Genomic DNA, 20,331 nt, shown 5'->3' with positions numbered 1-20,331 from the left:
TTGACGATTACTTTCCGCTGGCCCGGAAGATGGCGCGGAAGTTGAACCGATCGTCCGGGGCGACGTCGCCGTTGAGCGTGAAGTCGGACCAGTCGCCGGTCTCCTGGATGTTGTCGGCCCACTTGAAATCGATCGTCGTCGGGCTGCCGGCCAGGCCGGGCGTTGAGGGCGGCAGCGTCAGCTCGATCTCGCGCAATCCCCGGGCGAACGCCGCCTCGCCGACGGGATCCCAGCGATAGGTCCCGCCGACGTTCCGCTCCACGCTCGCCTTGCCGTCGGCCGACCGCCTGGCATTGACCCGGAGGTCATACCCCAGCCAGCCGGTCTTCGGGTCGTGATCGGCGTCGACGAACAGGATCATCCAGCGCGGGTCCGAGGCCGGCGAGAGTTCCTCGCGAGTGCGGACGTAGAACGAAAGCCCGGCGTCGCCGCGGCTGAGCTTCGCCGAGGCGATGTCGTTGCGGCCCGTCTTGTTGGTGTAGTGCAGCGTCCTGCCCCAGCCCGCATGGTCGCGGTGGACGGGGTCGCCGACGGCGTCCCGGAACTCGGGCTGGACGTCGGCCCAGTCGTCGAACCGGCCGTCGATCGCGATCGGTCGCGAGGCGACCGGTGACACGTCGCGGACGCCCTTGAACCGGCGGACGTTGGCGACGAGCTGGTAGTAGTAGTTGTCCCCGTGACCTCCCTTCATGGGCTCGATGTCGCGGCTGAACTCGGCGTCGAACTCGTCGCAGAAGGTGACCGGGCCGGAGCCGGCGAGCGGGAAGGTCCGGTCGAACCGGCCCGCGATCCACTCGTTCCAGCCGGTCACGAAGACGGCGGCGGGATCGACCTCGAAGGCGCGCTTCCACTGCTCGGCGAAGTTCCTGCCCGAGCCGTCGCGGCCCTCGGGGCCGGGCTCCTTGCCGTCGTGGAAGCTCCGCCCCTGGGACCTCGGGTTGCTGAGCACGCCGAGCTTGCCGTCCACGGCGTTCACCCCCACGCCGACGGCCATCTGCTCGGGCACGCCCGGCTTCGCGTAGAAGGCATGCTGCGGGTAGACCTCCAGCCACGACCATTGCCGCGGGCCGGTCGGCCCGGCGAAGTAATCCGGCTGCGGCTTGCGGAAGGTGAAGAACCTGAGGATCTTCGCGGTCTCCTCGTCGTGCGGCCGGATCCGGAGCGTCTGAGACCCTTTCCCCTTCCACCAGCCCACCTGCCCCTTCGGTGCCGAGAGCACCAGCTCGTAGTCGCCCGCCGGCTGTGGGGCGTCCAGCTCGAGCATGGACCAGGCGTTGTCCTGAACGTCCTCGAACCGTCGCGAGGCGATCGCTCCGCCGGCACGGCCCTTGCGGAAGAGCGACACCGTGACGGCCCCGCCCGTCGTGCCCCAGGTCGGCGTGGAGGCGCCCACGGCGTCGAAGGGGGCGTCCGCGGCGAAGGCCTGCGAGAGCGTCCCGTTCACGGGCACGGGGACCGATGTGCCGTTGCGGCCCTTCTCCACGACCTTGCCGATCATCGCGGGGTCCGCCAGGATCAGCGGCTTGCCTTCCCATTCGAACCAGAGGTCGCGGTAGAGCCCCGGCGCGTAGATGTCGTGCCAGAGCTCGCGGACGACCCTGGGGGGATCGCCGAACGGGCAGAGGAAGCCGATCTTCGGGACCCGGACGCCGTCCTTTCGGGCCCGTTCGAAGACGCGGCAGAGTGCCTTCCAACTGGCGGGATAGGTGACCTGATTCGTGACGTCGAAGAAGACCGCGTCCACGCCCGCGTTGGCCAGCATCTGGGCGTGCTTGCGGAGCACCGCCTCGTCCTCCGAGACGTAGTAGCCGAAGAGCGATTCGCCCCAGTGGTGGGGGGCAAGCATCGGCCCCCAGAGGGGGCTGTCGGGCTTGCTCATCGCCGCCGGATCCCTGGCCAGGATCCGGGTCACGTCGAATGGTCCCATGTCGCCGGACTGGCCCAGCCAGAGGAAATAGAACATCACGACCGTCTTCCCCGGGCGCGGCGGGCCGACGTCCTTCGCCGTCGGCAAGGTCCGGCCCAGGGCGTCGGTGGCGGTCCAGGTGTCGCTGCCCGGCCCGGGAGGGTCGTCGACCGCGGCCTTGGCGGATGCGGAGAGGGCCAGTCCCAGGGCGAGGGTCATCGAGAGGAAATGTCGTCCCGGCATCGGATGATCTCCCGTGGCGTGATGCTCAGCCGATGAGTGCGAAGGCCCTGTCCATGGCGGCCGACGTCCGTGCCACGGCGGCGTCCGGCGTGAGCTTGTTCAGGTCCGCCTTGAACGGCTCGGCGCGGATGGGGCCGTCGAAGCCGATGCGGACGAGGGCGTTCAGGAACGCCTTCACGTCGATGACGCCGGTGTCGCAGGGGAGCTCGCGGGCCAGGTCCTTCTGCTCGTCCACCGGGACGCCGGCGGGGGCGTCGTTCAGGTCGCAGCAGATGACGTCCGTCCCCTTGAGGGCGAGGATGTCCTTGTCGGTCTCGTGCGCCGTGTACCAGTGCCAGCTATCCAGGACCAGGCCGACGTTGGGCTTGTTGATCTCGGCGATCAGGTCGCGCATCTCGGCCATGGTGTGGATGAACGGGTGCTTCGACGCGGCGCGGAAGGTCCTCGGCCCCACGTATTCGAGGCCCAGCCGGAGGCCGTGGTCGTCGAGGATCGCGGCGACCTCGCGGAGGCGGGCGGCGTGTTGCCTGAAGTTCGCCATGTAGGTGAGGTCGTTGCTCACCGGATTGAGCCAGGTGCCGATCCGCGTGGCCCCGGCCCGCTGGAGTGCCGCGGCGTCCGCGGGGAGCTCCTTCAGTCCCTTGCGAAAGACCTCGTCGCCCTGACGAAACTCCACGGGCAGCCCGGCGGCGCCCCAGACGAGTTTCGCGGCCTTCAGGTCCGCCAGGATCTTGGCGAGGGCGTCATCCGCGAGGGGCCGCAACGGCCCGGCCTCGGGCGCGACCGACTCGTAGCCGTGCCGTGCCGCCAGCGCGATGGCCTCGGGCAAGCTCGCGCGGACGCCGATGGCGCCGCAGACCAGGTCCTTGGTGAACTTCCGCGTGGACCGGGCGTCGGCCCCGGTCCGGGCCGATGCGGGTGCGCCGGCCGTGGCGACCAGGGCCGTCCCGGCCAGGCCGCGGAGGGCGGCCCGTCGTGAGATCGTCTCGAGCATGGCTACGGATCTCCAGGGCGTAGGGGTGGAGGGGGGAATCTCGGCGGGAGGAGGGAAGCCATCGCGTCATCGGGCGAAGCGTCCTGGCGCCACTCTACCGCCATGGGCCGGGGAATCAATGACCCTCCGTCGCCCGTCGATCTGGCCCGATTCCCCGGGATCTGAGATGATAGTGACGGCCGGTGTCGTGGGGCGCATCTCCGGGAGGCGAAGACCGTCATGAGCACGATCGAGATCCCGAAGCGAATACTCAACGTCGAGTATCCCGAGAGTGATGGCGAGCCGATGGCCGAGAATACCGAACAGTACAAGTGGATCGTAGTCATCAAGGAGGGGCTGGAGTTCCTCTTCCGCGACCGCGCCGACGTCTTCATCGCCGCAGATCTCTTCTGGTATGCGGAAGAAGGCTATCCCTGGACTCGCCTGGCGCCGGACATCTTGGTCGCGTTTGGCCGGCCGAAGGGACGGCGTGGATCCTACTTGCAGTGGGAGGAAGAGGGGATTGCTCCCCAGGTCATTTTCGAGATACACTCGCCCGGAAATCGGCCCGCGATCATCATGAAGAAGTTCCGCTTCTATGAACGGCATGGCGTCGAGGAGTATTACTACTTCGATCCCGAAGACGGCGAACTCACCGGATGGGTCCGCAACAACGGCAGTCTTGAGGAGGTCCGCGAGATGAACGGCTTCGTCAGCCCGAGGCTGGCCATCCGCTTCGATCGCGTCGATGGCCCGGAGTGGTTGCGGATCATCGGCCCCGACGGCCGTCGATTTCGCACTCCGCTGGAAGTCGCGGAGAGCGAGATCGCCGCGCAGCAACGGGCCGACGCCGAACAGCAACGGGCCGACGCGGCACAGCAGCGGGCGGAACGGCTGGCGGCGCGGCTGCGAGAGCTCGGTGAGGCCCTGGACTGAGCCGCATCTACCTCCGACGGCGCGACCTCGCGGGGATGCCGTCATCGTTGCGGTAAGGCCGGCCGAGGAGCCGCCAGACATTCTCGAAGCCGTCCATCATCCGTTCGGGCCCGACCACGAATCCGACGAACGCCGCGGCCAGGGCCACGCCCCACACCCAGTAGAAGGGGAGCGTGACATCCTGGCCGGCCCGGCCGCCCGCGTACATCACCACGAACCAGATCACGAGCATCGTCCCGAAGGCGAGGATGCCTCCCATCAGCCCGGAGATCAGGCGGTCTCCGACCGTCAAGTTCGGCGTCTTTGGTGGCATGGACCCTCTCCCCGCTCGCCACGGGCCGATGAGGATCGGCCCGATCGATGAGGCACGACCCGACGAATGGCCTACTCCTTCTTCCCCGCGTCCTTGGCGTCCTTCGGGACGTTCTCGGGAGGGGGCTCGATCGCCACCTTGTCCTTCGATTCGGGGATGTCGGGCATCCCGGCCGGCTTCGGGAAGGCGTCCTCGGGGATATCCTTCAGGTCCTTCTTGCGGTCCTTCTCCGCCAGGATCGAGTACCGCTTCTCCCCCCCGGAACCGATCTCGTAGCGGCCCCAGTAGACCTGCCGGGTGGGGTTGTAGTAGTAGATGTATCGAGGGTGGGATGGATAGTAGATGCAGTAGTGGTAGCTGTATTCCTCCGTCGTCACCACGGGCCGATAGTAGTAACGTACGTAGTAGTACTGATGCGTGGGGCTGTACGTGTAGGTGGTCTCGTAGTACTGTCGCTGCGCCGAGGCCTCGCGGCCGGGTGCGAACGCGGCAACGGCCAAGGCCAGGAAGGCGATGGGACGCATCGGTGAGTTCTCCTTCGTTTGGCTCCGCGATCGAGGCATACCGGGGCATTGCTGCGAGATCAGTCTTCCCTCCGGAGGAAGACCGCGGGCGTGCCGAGGCCGAGCTCGGAGGCGGCCTTCTGAAACGCCGACGTCCCCCGACCGGCCGTACCCCACTCGGCGCGGTTGAGGGCACCACCGTCCTTGAGCAGATCTCCCATCCCCAGCCGCTCCAGGCGACGGTTCGAGCGGATCAGGGCCCGGAGGGTCTCGCCCTCCTTGAGGTTGAGCTCGGCCGCGACCGCCTCCAGGTCCATGTCGGCCTGGTAGATCTTGGCGACGGGGATGACCGGCTCCTTCAGGTCTCTTGTCGTCGCCTTCGAGCCCGGCTCGCGGAGGAACGGGCCGATGGCCTGCTCCAGCGCGGCGAGGAACCGGGCCTGGTCCTGCTTCACCAGCCGGTCCATCTCGGCCGGGGCGGGGAAGAGCTGCTCGACCTTGCGGCGGGCCGCCTCGGACACGCCCACGCCCTCGCGGATGCGGTCCTTGAACTCGATCATCCCGTTCCGGTGGCAGCCCATGCAGGACATGCCGTTGATGATCACCGAGCCGCCCGCGGAATCGTTGGCGTCGAAGACGATGTCCGGCGGACCTTCGCCGATCCGTTGGCCCGCGTTGGTCGCCAGCATGTAGCCCTGGAGCCGATTGGGGAGGCTGAAGATCATCTCGCCGCCGGCGTGGGTGAACGCCTCGTCGGGGAAGGGATGGCCGGCGAAGGCCGGACCCAGCGGGAACCGGAAGAGGTTGACCGCCTTGTCCGTGCGGCGGAAGTCGTAGCTCTTCCAGTAGTAGCCGAGCTGCGAGTCGTGGCGATCGACCATCCGCATCTGCTTCGAGACGCCGCTGCGGGTGAACCCGGCGCGGCGGAGCGTGTTGCCGCGGAAGTCCGACTCCACGTCGACCCCCAGCGACCGCTCGAGCTCGGCGACGGTCGGAGGGATGCCGAGGATGTCGTGGTACAGGTCGGGCCTGGCCGCCGCGTCGAGGAACCAGTCGGCGCGGACGTCCGGCAGGCCGGCATCGGGCCCGATGAGATCCTCGATTTCGAGCGCCAGCTCCCGCAAGGACGGGTCGCGGTCGTCGCGGAAGCGCAGGCCATACGGATAGGCGGCCAGGATCCGCGACCAGACCCGGGCGTTGTCCCAGCCCAGCCGGCGGATGTCCACGGCCAGGGCCGAGCCGCCGGGGCCGATGACCTCCGGCACGACGATCTCCGGCTTTCGACTGAGGCTGTTGATCATCTTCGAGATTCCGGCGCGGGCGAGCTTCAGCTCCTCCTCGGTGACCTTCGGGTTGTTGTGCAGGTTCGTGAGCGTGAAGTAACGCCACGAGGGACGGTCCGCGCGATCCCGCCCCTTCAGGTGGTCGCGGATCGCCGAAAGGACCGCGGCCGAGGGGAGGAATGCCCGCCGCGCCGTGGTCGCCGGGAAGGGGGCGCCGGACTCGATCCATTTCCGGATCGTCTCACGCTCCCGGGAGGTCGGCCTGGGGCCCTTCGGTGGCATGTCATCGAAGCGGTTCCAGAGCTCGGACTCGTCGGGCTTGCCGGGCGTGATGTAGGGGGACTTCTCGCCGCGTTTGGCCAGCAGGCCGATGCGGTCAAGGACGTCATAGCCCTCGACCTTGAACTCCTGCCCATGGCATCGGTAGCAATGCGTCCGGAGGATTCCCACGGCCTGGTCGGCCGGCGGAGCAGGAGGGCCATCGGCGCGGATGGGCCACGAAGGTCGGACGATCGTGAGGATCGCCGCGGCTAGCAACCACGGGCGGAGGGGGCGTGCTCGCAACATGCTTCGCGATTCCGGTTGGGACGTCATGGTCAGCGGACCTTCCTCCCCGCCAGCAGGATGAGCCCGGTCGGACGATCGACGACCAGGAAGTAGAACGGGCGATCGGCGTGGAAGGCCTTCGGCTCGGGCCGGTCGCCGCGGATCGTCACCCCCGCCGCGGTGGTGACGGCCTCGGCCTTGACGCCGGCTTCCTCGACGTCGAGCCGGATCGCCTGGCGGATCGCCCCGAGCTTCCACGGCCCCCCGGGGCCGAGGCCGGGGAACTCGGCGTCGTCGGAGAATGCGCGCCTGACCCCCATCGCGGCGAGGTCGGCGTCCAGCCTCCGGGATGCCTCGAGCGTGAACCGCGGCAGGACCACGTCCACGAGCGTCGCCCGCGACGCCGCGATCGCCGTGGCCAGCTCCGTGGCCTCCGGGAGTGGTCCGTCCGGGGCGTCCGGCAGGACGATCGCGAACGAGTACCGACCGTCGTGGAGGGGGAGGTCCAGCATTCGGTATCGTTCACGCTCCACCAGGGGGAAAAGCCCTTCCTGCCGCATCAGCAGAGCGGCGACCTTCGCCCCGTCGATCGTGCGGAACTCGCCGGGACTCGCGGCGGGGAAGGGACGCTGCCAGGCCGCGTGCAGGGCGAGGCGATCGACGAACAGGAGCCGGGTGTCCGCGGAGATGTCGGGAGGATCGACGGCCGCGATTCTCGCCCCCTGGGAAAGCCAGGCGTCAATTGCCTGGCGCGCGTCGTCGGTCCGTTCCCTGAAATCGACCTCTCGGAGCGGGAGGCCGTGGGCCTCCCGGGCGGAGGCACGAAAGGCCTGCGGGAGCGGCGAGCCGGACTGGACCCAGAGGGCCCTCATCGCCGACAGGCCGGGCATCGAGTCGGTCTCGTTCGCGAGGATGACCTTCAGGTCCCGGATCGTCCCGGGCTCGTAGGAATAGACCTGGATCGCGACGGGGAGGCCCGGTTCGGCCTTCCCGGCCGCTTCATCCAGCCGTGCGCGGGACCGCACCGGCCGCCCCTGGAATCCCAGGATCAGGTCGCCGGCCCGGAGGCCGGCGCGGGCCTCCGGAGAGTCGTCCGGCAGGCCGATCACCTTCACGCCATAGCCGTCGTTGTTGGCCAGCGTCGCGGACAGCCTGGGCCGAACGATCGGCCGGGACGGGTCCACGTCGCGGAGCGGGGCACGGGCCCCCGGCGGGCCCAGCGCGGCGGTCAGCTCTTCTGCCGTGGCGGCGGCGGCCGCCTCGCGGAGCAGGTCCAGGACCTCCGCGACGGCGAGGGGCGCGACGGCCCCGTTCTCGCGGGGCGACGCGTCCGAGGCTGCCCGGAGCAGCGTCCGCGCGAACTGGTTCTGACGCTCGACCGCCCGACGCACCGCCTCGGGGAGCGTCCCCGGTCCCGGAGCGGGGGCCGCGGCCGCTGCCCCGGTCGAAGCCGGCGGGAGCGAGCCCAGAGCCAGGACGAGGGCTGGCAAATAGCATGGACCACGTCGCATCGCCTCTCTCTCCCACCCTCAGCGGTCGAGCCGCGTGACCATGCCCTGCTCCCGACCCGTCCTGACGTTGCGCACCGAGTAGATCATCTCATCGGTTGAGATCGCCAGCGCCTTCCCGAGGTCCTCGCGGGTCCGGACGGGCAGGCCGTTGACGGAGACCAGGACGTCGCCCGGATCGATGCCGGAATAGTGGGCCGCGCTGTTGGGCACCACCGCCACGACGGTCAGGCCATTGGGCGTGGGGGTCGCGGAGACGCCGAATACGGAGCGGTTCCCGACCGGCGGAGGCGGCCATCGTCCGACCTCCAGGTCGACGGCGGTCGTCCGCACCTGGCCCGTCCGCACGTCGCGGAACGTCACGGCGATCCGGTTGCCCGCGCCGGCGAGGGCCGCTCCGTAATCGACGGCCGAGTGCAGCGCCCGGCCGTCGATTGCCAGCAGGACGTCGCCCCGCTCGAAGCCGATCCGGGCCGCTGGGCTGCCGGGCCTCGTCGCGTAGACGGTGATCCCGTCCACTCCTCCGATCTCGCCGCCATGGACGCCGAACGTGACGTTCCGGATGCCGACGGGCCCCGGGCCGATGCGCTCCTCGACGGGCCGGGCCAGCGAGACGACCATCGCCTGGGGCTTTCCGGTCCGCGTGTTGATGATTTCAAACGTCATCTCGTCGGGCGAGGAGGAGATGGCCGCGTGGAGCTGCTCCGCGGTGCCGATCGCGCCACCGTTGATCGACGTGATCACGTCGCCGGGCTCCAGCCCGAGGAGCGCGGAAGGGCTGCCCGGGACGGCCGAGTCGACGCGGACGCCGCCGGCGATGGGGGTCGCGGTGACGCCGAACGTCGTCGCCGCGCCCGGCCTCGGCTGGAACGGGAGGATCCGGAAGCCGTCGCCGTCCAGGGTCACGTCCGAGGTGCGTTCCTGCCCGGTCCGCACGTCCCGGAAGGTGAGCCGCACGGCCCCCTCGGATTTCAGAAGGGTCTGCTGGTAGCCTCGCACGGTCCGGATGGTATTGTCGTTGACGGCCAGGATCACGTCGCCCTGTTCCAAGCCCAGTCGCGCGGCGGGGCCTCCCGGCTCGCTGGCGTAGACGAAGAGCCCGTGGCCCCCGTTCTCATAGCCGACGACGCCGAGTGACCACCCCGCGCCGATCGCCTCGATCGGCTCGAAGTCCGGTTGAGGCGGTGCAGGGGGGACGTCGAGGGCGCGGACCATCCGGACGACCAGAGATGCCGTCACGGTCTGGGTCATCTGGGGCTTCTCGGGCTCGTCCGGGTTGTCCAGGCCGTCGGGCTTGAGTCGACGGAAGGCCGCCTGCACGTCCTTGCCGACCCCCTCCGCGACCTGCTCCCATGTCAGCGGCTGCCCGCGATTCCTGCCCAGGTAGCCCACCAGGGCCGTCGTGAACAACCCTCCGCGGGACATCTCGAATCCGTTCTGATCCCGGGTCGTCGGATAGCTGATCGATTCCTCGCCTTGCTTCGAGGAAGTCAGGTCGACGAACCCGGCCGAATTCAGGAAGAGTGCCGCGAAGAGTGGGCTCAACCGGGGCCGTTCTCCCGGAGCTGCGGCCATCGGGGCCGAGGGGGCGGCCTTCCGTGGCAAGATGCTCAGCTTGTTGCAGCAGTCCGTCGCGATCACACCGAGCCGGCCGCCCCGGCCCTTGATCCGGGCCACCAGGTCGGAGCGCGCCAGCACGGCGTCGCCGAGCCTGGGGAATTTCAGGTAGTGGCCGATCATCGGGTCGTACGCACCGTGGCCCTGGTAGAAGACGACCAGCGCATCCTCGGCCCCAACCGGGAGCCGGTCGATGGCCCCTCGGATGCCGTCCGGGGTGCAGTTGGCGCCGACCAGGGTCGTGACCGACAGGATCCTCGCATCCTCCGGCACGTTCTCCATGAATGAGCCGACGACTGAGCTGGAGTCGACCTGGACATTCTTGCCGATCTTGGGGTCCAGGGTATCCGCGGCGACCACCAGGTGGATCCTCTGGGCGAACGCCGGGGCGGCGAGGCCGACGCAGAGGGCGAGACACATGGCCGCCAGTGGGCCGGTCCGGATTCCGGTTCGCACGGGACCGGGTCCTCATCTTGGAGTCATGAGGTCGTCACCATTGAGTCGGCCATATCCTACCGAAAAGGAACTGCATGCTCGCAAAAAATCCTCGGATCCTGTTAATTGAGTGAGGGGAAGGGGAGTCCGTGTTGCAATCCGACCACAGGCGGGCCGGGGCGGCCGACCTCCGCGTACTCATGTCGATTGCCACATCCTTCGAGGTGCAGAGATGAAGCGGCCCTCCGCCATGTCCGTCCCGACTCTCGCCCTGGCCCTGCTCGCGGCCTGGTGGCCCATAGCCGCAACGCCGCCCAGCCTGCGAGCCGACGAGCTCAGCTCGAAGCTGGAGAAGATGCTCGACGGCCTGCGACCCATCTTCGAGGACGAGCACGAGACCTCGGTGACCGTCGGCGACGTGACGGCCGACCCTACCCTGGTCGCCAGCGGCGGGCCGGCGATCGCCAACGCCATGATCGATGCCTTCGGCAAGCTCGGCCTGAAGGTCAGCCGCAAGGCCCGCCTGGCGATCGAGGGCCGCTATCGCCTCTCCGAGGAGCCGGCCAGCAAGCTCAGGTCGCTGCGGATCGACCTGAAGCTCACCGACCGCGTGGCCGGACGTACGCTCACCGACGTGTTCATCAACGTCGTCGACGCGGCCACGATCGTCCGGCTGGCGGGAGGCACCGGCGACATCTCCGGCACCCGCCGCGAGCAGAGCGAGAAGGTCGAGAAGGCGCTCAAGGATCCGACCACGCGGATCGAGTCCGACCCGGGCTCGCAGGTCGCCCGGACCCGGATCTCCGCGGGGCCCGGCAGCCCGTATGCGATCGAGGTCCTGGTCAAGGCCGCCGCGAAGGACTACCGCCCGCGCGCGGTCGAGTTGAATGAGGATCAGGCATTCGTGGGCTTCCGCCCGGGCGAGGTCTACGCGATCCGCCTCATCAACGACTCCGACTCGGCGGCCGGCGTGGACCTGGCGATCGACGGCCTGAGCATCTTCGCCTTCAGCGACGCGACGTCCGATCGATCGAACCGCCTCGTACTCGGCCCGAAGAGCCGCGGCGATATCATCGGCTGGTATCGAAACGGGGGGCCCGGCGGCTCCAGCGAGTTCCTGGTCTCGCGCGCCGCCGAGGCCGCGGCGGCCAAGGAAGTCCCGACGTCCTCCGCCCGGATCGGGATGATCACCGCCACCTTCGCCGCCGCCTGGCCGAGCAGCCAGCCCCCGCCCACCGGCGAGGAACAAGACACCGGCCGCGGCGAGCTCGGGACTGCGCTCGGCGCGAGGACCGATCAGTCCTTCACCCCGGTCAACTTCCAGATCGGCAAGCCGAAGGCCGCCATCACCGTCCGCTACGACCGTCCATCCGAGCCGGCCGATTTGCCGGCGAAGTAGCCGGACCGAACGGGGACCAGGTTCCGGGCGATCTTCGACTCCGCTGAGCACGCGAGGGTGACGAAGTGCGCGAGGGAGAAGTCGGCGACGATCGGGGACGGGGAGAAAACGACCCGGCCGGACGCTCAGGTCCGGCCGGGTCGGTCCGCCGCGAGATCGGGCGGACGATCGGAACGTGGGGGGCACGGATGGCTCCCGCGGCGGGGTGGGATTCACGCGCGAAGGGGCGGTGACCGCGGGAGGAGGTGCCGGAAGAAGCCGGGCCGCCGGCCGGCGTTGCGTCGGGAAGGGGTCCGAGGGCCGCGTTGCGGCGGGGACGCCTTGAGGACGCGCGGCCGGGCGGGCGAGCCGGGGCGAATGTTCCGCAGGCGGACGGCGGTGGCGAGCGACGCCCTGGACGACACGGGCGATCCGGTTCGGGAGGCCGGCGTGCGCCGGTTCCGTCGCCGATCGAGACCTGTCCCGTCGGGGACGTCGGCCCCATCTGCCGTGCTGGCGCGATCGCATTCGTCATCGCCGCGGCCCTGGCCCGCGATCGCATCCATGGCCAGGGCCGCGTCCTCAGTCGCGTACTCGTCGAACCTCTCATCCCGATCCCACTCGTCCGCGTCGAGGTCCACGTCGGATTCCCCGGGCGGTGGCCAGGGGCTGCCTTCGTCGTCCTCGTGGTAGGCGGTGAGGGCCGTTTCGTCCTCGGGCGGCGGAGTTGTCTGCGGGTCGTCGCCGAGTGCAGAGGGTGCGATACCGTACTCCTCGGCGTCGGGTTCCACGTCCATCTCTGGGCCTTCGGCCGGGTCGAGATCCCCGAAAGGACCGTCGTCGGCCTCAGGTTCGTCGCTCGGGTCGGGCTCCTCGGGCAGATCGGGCGAAGCGGACGGTGGTCGTTGCGGCGGAGGCTCCAAGCTCGACCCTGGCTCCGGTGCCTCGGCGGGAGCCGCGAGGGCATCCGCCGACATCGGCGAGGCAGGCTCGACCTCGGACGTGACGTCGGAGGCTCCCGCGGGGGCGCCGGGGTCGGCGTCCTCCGGGCGGGGCTCCTCCAGGTCGGCACGGACGAACTTGCCGGGCGCGACCTGGATCCAGGTCGCCGGGGCCGGCGCGAGCACCGGCTCGACTCCTGGTCGGGCCGTCCGCCTGGCCCGGCCCCGGGTTCGCCGGGGCCTGGCCGCGGTCGGCTCGGCGGGATCGGTCGCGGGGTCGAGGGCCGCCTCGGGGTCGTCAACCCGGAGGCCGGCGTTGCCGTCCTCCGTGCCTTCGCCCGGGGCCATCCCCTCCGACGATGCCCTGGTCCGCGACCGCGACGAGGCCTTGCGGCCCCTCCGCGGGCGTTCCGCGACATCGACGGGCCGGCCGAGATCGGCCGGCGGCTCCGCTTCGTCTCCCCTTGCCTCGGGGGCTTCCCCCTGATTCCCGTCCCGGCGAGGCGCCCGGGGGATGGCGAAGATCAGGACCATCGCGGTCACGTAGGCCGGGACCATCCAGGTGGACACCGACGCGACCACCCAGCTCGTCAGCCCCATGAGGATCGCCAGGGCGACGATTCCCAGCGTCCGGCCGAGTTCCGGCCGGTCCCCGGACGCCTTCGCGTCGAGGGCCGCGCCGGGCTCGCCGGGCGACACGGGACGTCCCGCCGTCGATCGAGGCCGAGTGCCTGATGTGCTCGAGGTCGTGCTCAAAGGAGGACCGTCCTGTGCGCCGTTCTGGAGGGCTGCTTGCGGGGACGAGAGGCCGGGTCGCCCCGACCATCCCGATCCGATCCGCGCGATCGCCCTTGGTCCTGTTCGTCGCCCGGAGGAAGGGCGTGCGACCATTTCGGACGCGCCGCCGGAGGGTCGCGGCTCCCTTTCGGTCGCCCTTGCTCCCCCCGCCTGCTCTATCGGCCGGCCCGACCCGCGAACTCGCGTCGAGAACCGGCCCTCGAAACGGCCGATGACCGCGGCGCCGCACCCTCCCGTCAGGAGCGACAGGGCAGGGATAGCCGGGAGAGTTTTCGCCAATCGCCGCGGCGTCAGGACCGAAACTGATCAGATGTTCTATCCCGTTGCTGGCATCGCGTTTGCAACCTCTACGCGACCTTCGGGGGGACGGAGCGGGCGTGCCCTTTACCGAGGATGTAGACGGTAGGTCATGATGTCGACGCCATCGCCTGTGATCGGTCCGAAGTCGAGGCGGCGGCTCCTCTCGGCGATCCATCTGGGGGGCCTGAGCCTGCGCGACGCGATCATCCGGACCTGGAACAAGATGTCCGAGCATGAGATCCTCACCCGCGCCGCGGCGGTCAGCTTCTACGCGATCGCGGCACTGGTGCCGTTCCTCGCGCTGGTGATCACGCTGACGGCCAACTTCTTCCCGCTGATCGCGCGGACGATCTCGCTGGTGGTCCCGGGGGCGGGCGCGGGCGTCGAGCATGCGACCTCTCAATCCGCCGAGGTCTTCAAGGTACTCCAGAACCTGCTGCCGGCGGATGCCGCGTCGATCGTGGATCGCGAGCTGAAGACCATCCAGGACCGGCCCAAGACCGGGCTCATCTCGTTCGGCGTGGCGGCGCTGATCTGGCTGGCTTCCAGCCTGTTCGTCGCGGTGATGGACGCCATGAACCGGATCATGGGCGTGCAGGAGACCCGGCCGTTCTGGAAGGTCCGCGTCACGGCGATGCTGATGACCCTCAGCCAGGCGGCGATCCTGATCGTCGCCTTCATCACGACGCTCGCCTGGCCGCAGATCCTCAAGCTGATGTGGCTGCAGCCGGGGGCCGCGTGGCTCGCGTCGATCGTCCAGGGATTGATCGTCTTCCTGCTCGTCCTCCTGAGCTTCGCGCTGGCGATGTACTTCGGCCCCGACGCCGACCAGCGATGGGAGTGGATCACGCCCGGCAGCCTGGCCGGGACGCTGATCCTCATGGCCGTGAGCTTCGCCTTCCGATTCTACGTCCAGACCTGGGGCAACTACAGCGCGACCTACGGATCGCTCGCGGGCGTGGTGGTCCTCACGAGCTGGCTCTGGATCACGTCGGTCGTCCTCCTCGCGACGGCCGAGTTCAACAAGGTCATCGAGGACGCCTCGCCCCTCGGCAAGCCGTACGGCCAGCGGCACGAATCGATGGCGTTGCCCAAGGTGTGACGCCCTCGCCGGGCAGTTCATCCCGGACCATCCTCCCCGGCCACCTCCGCGGCCGGATGCCGGCCCATCCCCGCGGGCTCGCCGCGATGCCAGGGCAGCGTGATGACGCCGCCCTTCGCCAGGCTCATCAGCCAGGCGAGGGCGAAGAAGGTCATCCCCAGGAGGAGGTAGTCGAGGCCCTTCACGCGGCCGCGGAGCGGGGCATACCCGCGCCAGGCGGCGGCGAGCCCGCAGCAGGTGAGCACGACCTGACCACCCCGCGTCGAGGGCCCGTGGCCCAGGCTCTTGCCGTAGACCAGCAGGAAGGCGCCCATGGTCGGGAGGTAGGTCCAGGACATCCAGACGGGCCGGACATCCGGGCGGAATCCCGCGGCGAGGGAGCACGCGGCGATCAGGCAGGCCATCAGGGCCAGTGCCGTGCCCGCGGTGCGGAGCCACCGGCCCAGGTCCTCGCGGTAGGCCCCGCCCGCGGCCAGGATGCCGAAGGTCAGGGCGTGATAGACGACCAGGAGGCGTAGGCCCGAGACCGACTCGCCGGGCGGGACGTCGATCAGCCAGGCGACCGCCATGGCGGAGGCGCCGGAGAAGAGCCGCGCCGGCCCTCGCCCCAGGATCCCCGCCGCGAACAGCATCCCGCCGGCCAGCGAGAGCGGCACGGGTTGCGGCATGGTGAGCCGCGACGGATCCGGCGTCTCCGGGCCGACGAAGACCAGGCACAGGATCGTCGCCCAGAGCAGTTGCCGCGAGCCCGCCACGCGGCGCGTCCACGCGTAGGCATAGAAGATGGCCGACGCCGCGAGCGTCAGGAAGAACGGCGTCCCGCCCGACCGACTCGAGAACTGGGACAGGAAGAGGCGGTAGACCGGCTCATCCCGATGCCCGACCGCGGCGAGCACGGCCAGCGCGACCGGGACGGCCAGCGCGATGGCGAGCACGTCGCCCTTGCGCTCCACCAGGCCGATCTCCAGGAGGAGGATGGCCACGGCGAGGAGGAACGGGATCAGGAAGTAAGGCGCGAAGATGAACGGCTCCGCCGCGGCGCTCTCGGGATGGTCCATCGACCAGCAGAGCAGGGGGATGCGCGCCAGCACCGCGAACCCGAGCACGCCGAAGAGCGTCCACGGGTACCAGGCCCACCGCCACGGGCAGCCGGAGCCCTTCGGCCGGCCGTGATCGCGGCCGCGGCGGATCGCCGGGATGAGCGTCAGGGCGACCAGGCCGGCGGCCGGCGAGAAGCCGAAGAGGGCCCACGACAGCGCCTCGCCGCGGGGGCCGTCCAGCAGGGGCATTAGCGCAAGGGGATACAGATAAAAGAGTGCGAGGATCAGGTAGTAGGGGATCCGGAACGCCCGGGCGAGGGGCAGCCGCGTGCCCCGGAGCATCCCCTCGCTGACGATCGCGGCGAAGGCCAGCCCCCCCAGGTAGCAGGAGATGCCTCGCGCGGGGGCCTCGACGAGGACCTCGTCGAACGTCACCGACGTGGCCAGGAACATCAGGACGGTCAGCAGCATCACCGTCCGGACGTCGTCCCAGACGCCCAGCCAGCGCACCAGCAGGCAGGCCGTGACGGCCAGGAGGAGCGTATACCCGGCCAGCCCCCCCATCAGCGCCCAGGCCTGGGAGGCCTCCGACGAGCCGCCGAAGGAGACCCACAGCCCCAGGCAGACGAGCAGCGCGCTCAGGACGTAGAACGGGTTGTTGCAGCTCAGCCACTGGAGCAGCGTCCGCGAATGGACGCCGATCGCCGCCACGCCGGCGCGATCCTCCCCCGCGAGCCCGGTCGCCATGGTCCATGCCTCCGAGATGTGAAGGTCGAGGGGCCGCGGCGGATCGTGGAGCGACGTGAGGATGATGTCTGCCGCGGCCCGACACAAGGAGCGTAGCACTCTATGACAGATGTCACAAGGGGCGGGGCGGAGATTTTCGCGGATGGCCCGGGGGCCGCTCACGAGGGGGGGCGAGGCGTCCCCCGCAGCAGCTCCTCGGCACCCTGGGCGCGCAGCAACGAGGCGACGCGGAGTCCCAGGCCGCGCGGGTCGTCGATCGGGCCGGCATCGGCCGCGTGGACGGCCCGGCGCCCGTCGGCGTCCAGGACCGAGGCATCGAGGGCGAGGCCGCCGTCGGCATCCCGCGCCCAGGCGGCCATGGGGATCAGGCATCCCCCTTCCAGCTCCGCGAGGGCCGCCCGTTCGGCGACGACGGCGCGGTGGCTGGGCGGGTGATCGAGGCCGGCCAGCCGCGATCGCGTCCGTTCGTCGTCCGCGCGGCATTCGATCCCGAGGGCGCCCTGGCCGACCGCCGGCAGGAACCGCGGCGGCGCCAGGCGGTCGGTGACGTGCCCGTGCAGCCCCAGGCGGTGCAGGCCGGCCCAGGCGAGGACGACGGCGTCGAGCGCCCCGTCGAGTGCCTGGCGGAGCCGCGTCTCGACGTTGCCCCGGATCGTGACCACCTCCAGGTCCGGCCGAAGGTGCAGCAACTGGGCCCGCCTGCGGAGCGACCCGGTGCCGACCCGGGCCCCGGCGGGGAGACCCTCGAGCGTGCGGTGGGCCGGGGCGATCAGCGCGTCGGCGACCTCCTCGCGCGGGGGCACGGCGGCCAGCGTCAGCTCCGCCGGGCCGAGCGTCGGCAGGTCCTTGAGGCTGTGCACGGCGACGTCCACGGAGCCGTCGAGCACCGCCCGCTGGATCTCCTTGGTGAACACGCCCGTGCCGCCGATCGCCGCCAGCGGCGAGTTCCGGTCGCGATCGCCGAGGGTCCGGATCTCGATGATCTCCACCGAGAGCCCGGGATGATGCGCGCGGAGGGCGTTAGTCACCCACTCCGCCTGCCAGCGGGCCAGCCGGCTGCCTCGGGTGCCGATGCGGAGTGGTGTCGTAATCATACTTGGAATTCCGAATTGGTCGTCGAGCCCTAGAGCTTTTTCAGGAAGTCGCTGACGGCATCAAACAGCGGGTCGTCGAACGGCCAGACCCCATCATAGGCCGCGATTCCAGGCATCATCTGGGCCTTCCGCCGGGTCGCGAGGAAGACCTGTACTTGATGCTTGGCGATGATTGGCCCTTCAGGAAGCAGCACCCCGGCGGCCGTGGCGCATTCGAAGAAACGCTCCACGCATCGGAATTCCTCGCTTCCAGAGACAGACTGAACAAGAAGGGTCTCAATCATACCCGGCCTGGAGCCATCCGGGATCACCGCAACTTGAACCGCAACTTTCCCGGGCAACGCAGCCGACTTGATCGCGGCCTCCATAGATTGGCGGGCAGCGACCGGATCGTCCTCGGCGTCGCGAGCAATCCCCAGGGACGTCACCCGCTCGCGGAACGCGGCCGTGGCGGCGATCGTTTTTCAGGTAGGTCGCCAACTGCGTGATGCCGCCGTAACTCCGCACCTCGACCTCGTTCGCCCTCGAGAGGTGTCCCAGGAAAGCCTCGAAGAAATGAGCGGGCGTCTCGCCTTCGACGAGCAGTAGTCTCTCGCGCTCGACGTCCCGAGGCGTGACGGCCTCTCGCGGCCTTGGCACGATCATCACCGCAACTCCAAACCGGCCGAGAGGGCTGTCTGGATCATGTCATCATCGAATTGAACCGCCTCGACTTCGCCGTCGATGCGATCGAGTCGATGGATACCAAAATCCGCGGCACCGGAGTCAGCCATTGCCTCGTGGCCGGCACGCAGGCACTCGAAACTGTGCGTCGTCGCGAAGATCTGCACGTCATTATCCCGGGCGGCCTTCGCGATGGCGGACCAGACGCGCGGCATCACCGAATAATGGAACCCCGATTCGATCTCATCGACGAGGACGAGGCCGCCCTCGCAGAAGCTGATGGCGAGCAGGATGGTGATGAGCCGACCGATACCTTCGCCCATCAGGGGTACGGGCACCATCCTTCCAATTCCGATATCGCCGTGGATCATCGGGCCTCCGGCCGTGACCAGCACCGCCAGTCGTTTCAGCCTTGGTTCAAGGACCTTCAGAGGCTCAATCACAGAGTCTTCATCGTCGACCTCAGCCAGGCGGCTGAATCGCTCGGAGTTTTCCGGCGCGTAACCGCCCCTCGCGATCAAGAAGACGCTATTCGGGAATGTGTACCCTTTCGCCCGCTCGAACCCGATGCCGTCCTCCTTGAAGAAGGCCCGGCTGACGGCAGGTTTTTGACTTCCTTCCTGGTAGGCGAGCGTCAGTTCCGCCGGGCCCAGGCTCGCGCTCGTGGCCGAGAACGCCACCTGGCCGCCGAATACGGGCCTCTTCTTCTCCGCCTGGCCGGAGATCCCCGACCTCTCTTTCAAGGAGATCGTCAACTGGCAACGTTTGCTACCGTCGACGATGTTCTTGAGAATGATGGAGCTGTCAATCTTCCTCTCGTAGAAGAGCCAGCCCCACATCTCGTCAGGATCAAAGCGGATCTGCTCGATTCCTCGCAAGGCACTGAGCCGGAGCGGCAACTCCGGATTCGTCGGGCCTGCCAGGAGGAAGAGGGCCTCGAGGATCGCACTCTTTCCCACGTTGTTCCTGCCGAGGAACAAATTGATTCGATCGAGCGATTCAATCTCGAGCTTTCGCAGCCCTCGGAACCGCTCGATGGATAGCTTGGTAAGCATGGATTGCCCGAGGTGATGACGCCCGAGAGTTTGAGAGATCCCCCAGCAAGGGTAAACGATCCCAGCCTTCAGTCCCAGTCGCAAGCCGCGCCCCGTCGGGCGCCTGGCCCGGAGGTGCGGCCGTCATCGAATCGCAGTGTCGCGTCACAGGTCCCGCGCCACGACCGCGACGACGACTCGCTTTGCTCCCGCTTTCTTGAGGGCCCGGGCGGCGGCTCCGGTGGTGGCCCCGGTGGTGAGGATGTCATCGACCAGGAGGACGGTCCGGCCTTTCAGGCGAGGGTCGGGCACGTGGCGGGCCCGGAAGGCGTCCTTCACGGCGAGGAAGCGATCGGCCTTCTTCATCCCGGCGAGCTTGCCCGTCGCCCGCGTCCGCCGGATCGGACGAAGGAGCGGGAGGCCCGCCGCGCGGGCGAGTCCCCGGGCCAGCTCCTCCGCCTGGTTGTAGCCGCGGCCGATCCGACGCGACCAGTGCAGCGGCACGGGGACGACCCAGGTATCGCGGGGCAACGCGGCGAGCTCCAGGGCGCGGGCCGTCGCCAGCAGGGCGCTCAGCCCCGGCGCGATCCACGCATTCGGCTCGTGCTTGAGCTTGAGGCAGACCTCGCGGAGGTCACCCTGGTAGGGCCCCAGCGCGATCGCGGCGTCGAAGCCGAGGGCGTCCCCGCGGCATTGCGAGCATCCCCCCTCGACGAGCGAATGCGGGCCGATCGGCAGCGCACACCGCGGGCAGGTGGACCCGGCCGCGAAGGAGCCGGGGCCGAGCAGCCTGGCTCGGCAGGTCTCGCAGAACGGCCCCCGGGCCGAATGGTCGGACCCGCAGACGGCACAGTACCACGGGAAGAGCAGGTCGCCCGCGGCCCGACCGCACGCATACCAACCACGGACGATCGCCCGCGAGATCACCGCATGACCCCGGAGAATCGCCCCCACGTTCACGCCCCGACCTT

General features: G+C 69.4%; 16 protein-coding genes. 3 read left to right on the top strand and 13 right to left on the bottom strand.

Translation table 11 applies throughout. The features are described 5' to 3' along the window. Positions 1–7: 7 nt before the first annotated feature. Positions 8–2,149, bottom strand: coding sequence for a hypothetical protein (locus tag G6O54_RS18350; protein ID WP_165227111.1), 2,142 nt, complete (start codon positions 2,147–2,149; stop codon positions 8–10). Between the two features lie 25 nt (positions 2,150–2,174). Then, positions 2,175–3,143, bottom strand: a complete 969-nt coding sequence (locus G6O54_RS18345; protein ID WP_165227110.1) for a sugar phosphate isomerase/epimerase family protein — start codon at positions 3,141–3,143, stop codon at positions 2,175–2,177. Positions 3,144–3,362: 219 nt separating this feature from the next. On the opposite strand from G6O54_RS18345, the gene G6O54_RS18340 reads away from it, so the two are divergent. Further along, entirely contained in the window at positions 3,363–4,058 is a 696-nt protein-coding gene (locus G6O54_RS18340; protein ID WP_165227109.1) for a Uma2 family endonuclease, read from the top strand. Between the two features lie 7 nt (positions 4,059–4,065). On the opposite strand, the gene G6O54_RS18335 is transcribed toward G6O54_RS18340, so the two are convergent. The 5 genes from G6O54_RS18335 to G6O54_RS18315 form a co-directional block, all read right to left on the bottom strand. Next, positions 4,066–4,371 carry a hypothetical protein gene (locus tag G6O54_RS18335; RefSeq protein WP_165227108.1) on the bottom strand — a complete coding sequence of 102 codons (306 nt, stop codon included), beginning with the start codon at positions 4,369–4,371 and terminating at the stop codon, positions 4,066–4,068. 71 nt (positions 4,372–4,442) lie between these two features. Beyond that, positions 4,443–4,895, bottom strand: coding sequence for a hypothetical protein (locus tag G6O54_RS18330; RefSeq protein WP_250846961.1), 453 nt, complete (start codon positions 4,893–4,895; stop codon positions 4,443–4,445). Between the two features lie 59 nt (positions 4,896–4,954). Next, positions 4,955–6,724 carry a c-type cytochrome domain-containing protein gene (locus G6O54_RS18325; protein WP_165227107.1) on the bottom strand — a complete coding sequence of 590 codons (1,770 nt, stop codon included), beginning with the start codon at positions 6,722–6,724 and terminating at the stop codon, positions 4,955–4,957. A gap of 29 nt (positions 6,725–6,753) precedes the next feature. After that, entirely contained in the window at positions 6,754–8,214 is a 1,461-nt protein-coding gene (locus G6O54_RS18320; RefSeq protein WP_165227106.1) for a serpin family protein, read from the bottom strand. An 18-nt stretch (positions 8,215–8,232) separates the two neighbouring features. Next, positions 8,233–10,284 carry a PDZ domain-containing protein gene (locus tag G6O54_RS18315; protein ID WP_165227105.1) on the bottom strand — a complete coding sequence of 684 codons (2,052 nt, stop codon included), beginning with the start codon at positions 10,282–10,284 and terminating at the stop codon, positions 8,233–8,235. A 211-nt stretch (positions 10,285–10,495) separates the two neighbouring features. Between G6O54_RS18315 and G6O54_RS18310 the strand changes: the two genes are divergently transcribed. Beyond that, entirely contained in the window at positions 10,496–11,662 is a 1,167-nt protein-coding gene (locus G6O54_RS18310; RefSeq protein WP_165227104.1) for a hypothetical protein, read from the top strand. A 212-nt stretch (positions 11,663–11,874) separates the two neighbouring features. Here G6O54_RS18310 and G6O54_RS18305 read toward each other — a convergent pair whose 3' ends face one another. Next, positions 11,875–13,281, bottom strand: a complete 1,407-nt coding sequence (locus G6O54_RS18305; protein WP_165227103.1) for an MSCRAMM family adhesin — start codon at positions 13,279–13,281, stop codon at positions 11,875–11,877. A 508-nt stretch (positions 13,282–13,789) separates the two neighbouring features. On the opposite strand from G6O54_RS18305, the gene G6O54_RS18300 reads away from it, so the two are divergent. After that, positions 13,790–14,782, top strand: coding sequence for a YihY/virulence factor BrkB family protein (locus tag G6O54_RS18300; RefSeq protein ID WP_165227102.1), 993 nt, complete (start codon positions 13,790–13,792; stop codon positions 14,780–14,782). A 17-nt stretch (positions 14,783–14,799) separates the two neighbouring features. Here G6O54_RS18300 and G6O54_RS18295 read toward each other — a convergent pair whose 3' ends face one another. From G6O54_RS18295 to G6O54_RS18275, 5 genes are all read right to left on the bottom strand, one after another. Next, complete coding sequence (locus G6O54_RS18295; protein WP_165227101.1) at positions 14,800–16,569, bottom strand: hypothetical protein; 1,770 nt, start codon at positions 16,567–16,569, stop codon at positions 14,800–14,802. Positions 16,570–16,727: 158 nt separating this feature from the next. Continuing rightward, complete coding sequence (gene hemC, locus G6O54_RS18290; protein ID WP_165227100.1) at positions 16,728–17,663, bottom strand: hydroxymethylbilane synthase; 936 nt, start codon at positions 17,661–17,663, stop codon at positions 16,728–16,730. Positions 17,664–17,692: 29 nt separating this feature from the next. Beyond that, positions 17,693–18,091 carry a DUF3226 domain-containing protein gene (locus tag G6O54_RS38870; RefSeq protein WP_369432146.1) on the bottom strand — a complete coding sequence of 133 codons (399 nt, stop codon included), beginning with the start codon at positions 18,089–18,091 and terminating at the stop codon, positions 17,693–17,695. A 216-nt stretch (positions 18,092–18,307) separates the two neighbouring features. Next, positions 18,308–19,381, bottom strand: coding sequence for an AAA family ATPase (locus tag G6O54_RS18280; RefSeq protein WP_165227098.1), 1,074 nt, complete (start codon positions 19,379–19,381; stop codon positions 18,308–18,310). 144 nt (positions 19,382–19,525) lie between these two features. Beyond that, positions 19,526–20,320 carry a ComF family protein gene (locus G6O54_RS18275; protein WP_250846960.1) on the bottom strand — a complete coding sequence of 265 codons (795 nt, stop codon included), beginning with the start codon at positions 20,318–20,320 and terminating at the stop codon, positions 19,526–19,528. Positions 20,321–20,331: the final 11 nt, after the last annotated feature.

The sequence above is a fragment of the Aquisphaera insulae genome, from assembly GCF_011064615.1.
GTDB classification, from domain to species: domain Bacteria; phylum Planctomycetota; class Planctomycetia; order Isosphaerales; family Isosphaeraceae; genus Aquisphaera; species Aquisphaera insulae.
The sequence above is the reverse complement of the archived record's forward strand: the minus strand, read 5'-3'. Positions and strand labels throughout refer to the sequence as shown.

Bases quoted from the DNA above. Each gene is read 5' to 3' on its own strand.
- G6O54_RS18350 (WP_165227111.1), bottom strand. From the start codon at position 2,149: ATGCCGGGACGACATTTCCTCTCGATGACCCTCGCCCTGGGACTGGCC.
- G6O54_RS18345 (WP_165227110.1), bottom strand. From the start codon at position 3,143: ATGCTCGAGACGATCTCACGACGGGCCGCCCTCCGCGGCCTGGCCGGG.
- G6O54_RS18340 (WP_165227109.1), top strand. From the start codon at position 3,363: ATGAGCACGATCGAGATCCCGAAGCGAATACTCAACGTCGAGTATCCC.
- G6O54_RS18335 (WP_165227108.1), bottom strand. From the start codon at position 4,371: ATGCCACCAAAGACGCCGAACTTGACGGTCGGAGACCGCCTGATCTCC.
- G6O54_RS18330 (WP_250846961.1), bottom strand. From the start codon at position 4,895: ATGCGTCCCATCGCCTTCCTGGCCTTGGCCGTTGCCGCGTTCGCACCC.
- G6O54_RS18325 (WP_165227107.1), bottom strand. From the start codon at position 6,724: ATGTTGCGAGCACGCCCCCTCCGCCCGTGGTTGCTAGCCGCGGCGATC.
- G6O54_RS18320 (WP_165227106.1), bottom strand. From the start codon at position 8,214: ATGCGACGTGGTCCATGCTATTTGCCAGCCCTCGTCCTGGCTCTGGGC.
- G6O54_RS18310 (WP_165227104.1), top strand. From the start codon at position 10,496: ATGAAGCGGCCCTCCGCCATGTCCGTCCCGACTCTCGCCCTGGCCCTG.
- G6O54_RS18300 (WP_165227102.1), top strand. From the start codon at position 13,790: ATGATGTCGACGCCATCGCCTGTGATCGGTCCGAAGTCGAGGCGGCGG.
- G6O54_RS18295 (WP_165227101.1), bottom strand. From the start codon at position 16,569: ATGGCGACCGGGCTCGCGGGGGAGGATCGCGCCGGCGTGGCGGCGATC.
- hemC (WP_165227100.1), bottom strand. From the start codon at position 17,663: ATGATTACGACACCACTCCGCATCGGCACCCGAGGCAGCCGGCTGGCC.
- G6O54_RS18280 (WP_165227098.1), bottom strand. From the start codon at position 19,381: ATGCTTACCAAGCTATCCATCGAGCGGTTCCGAGGGCTGCGAAAGCTC.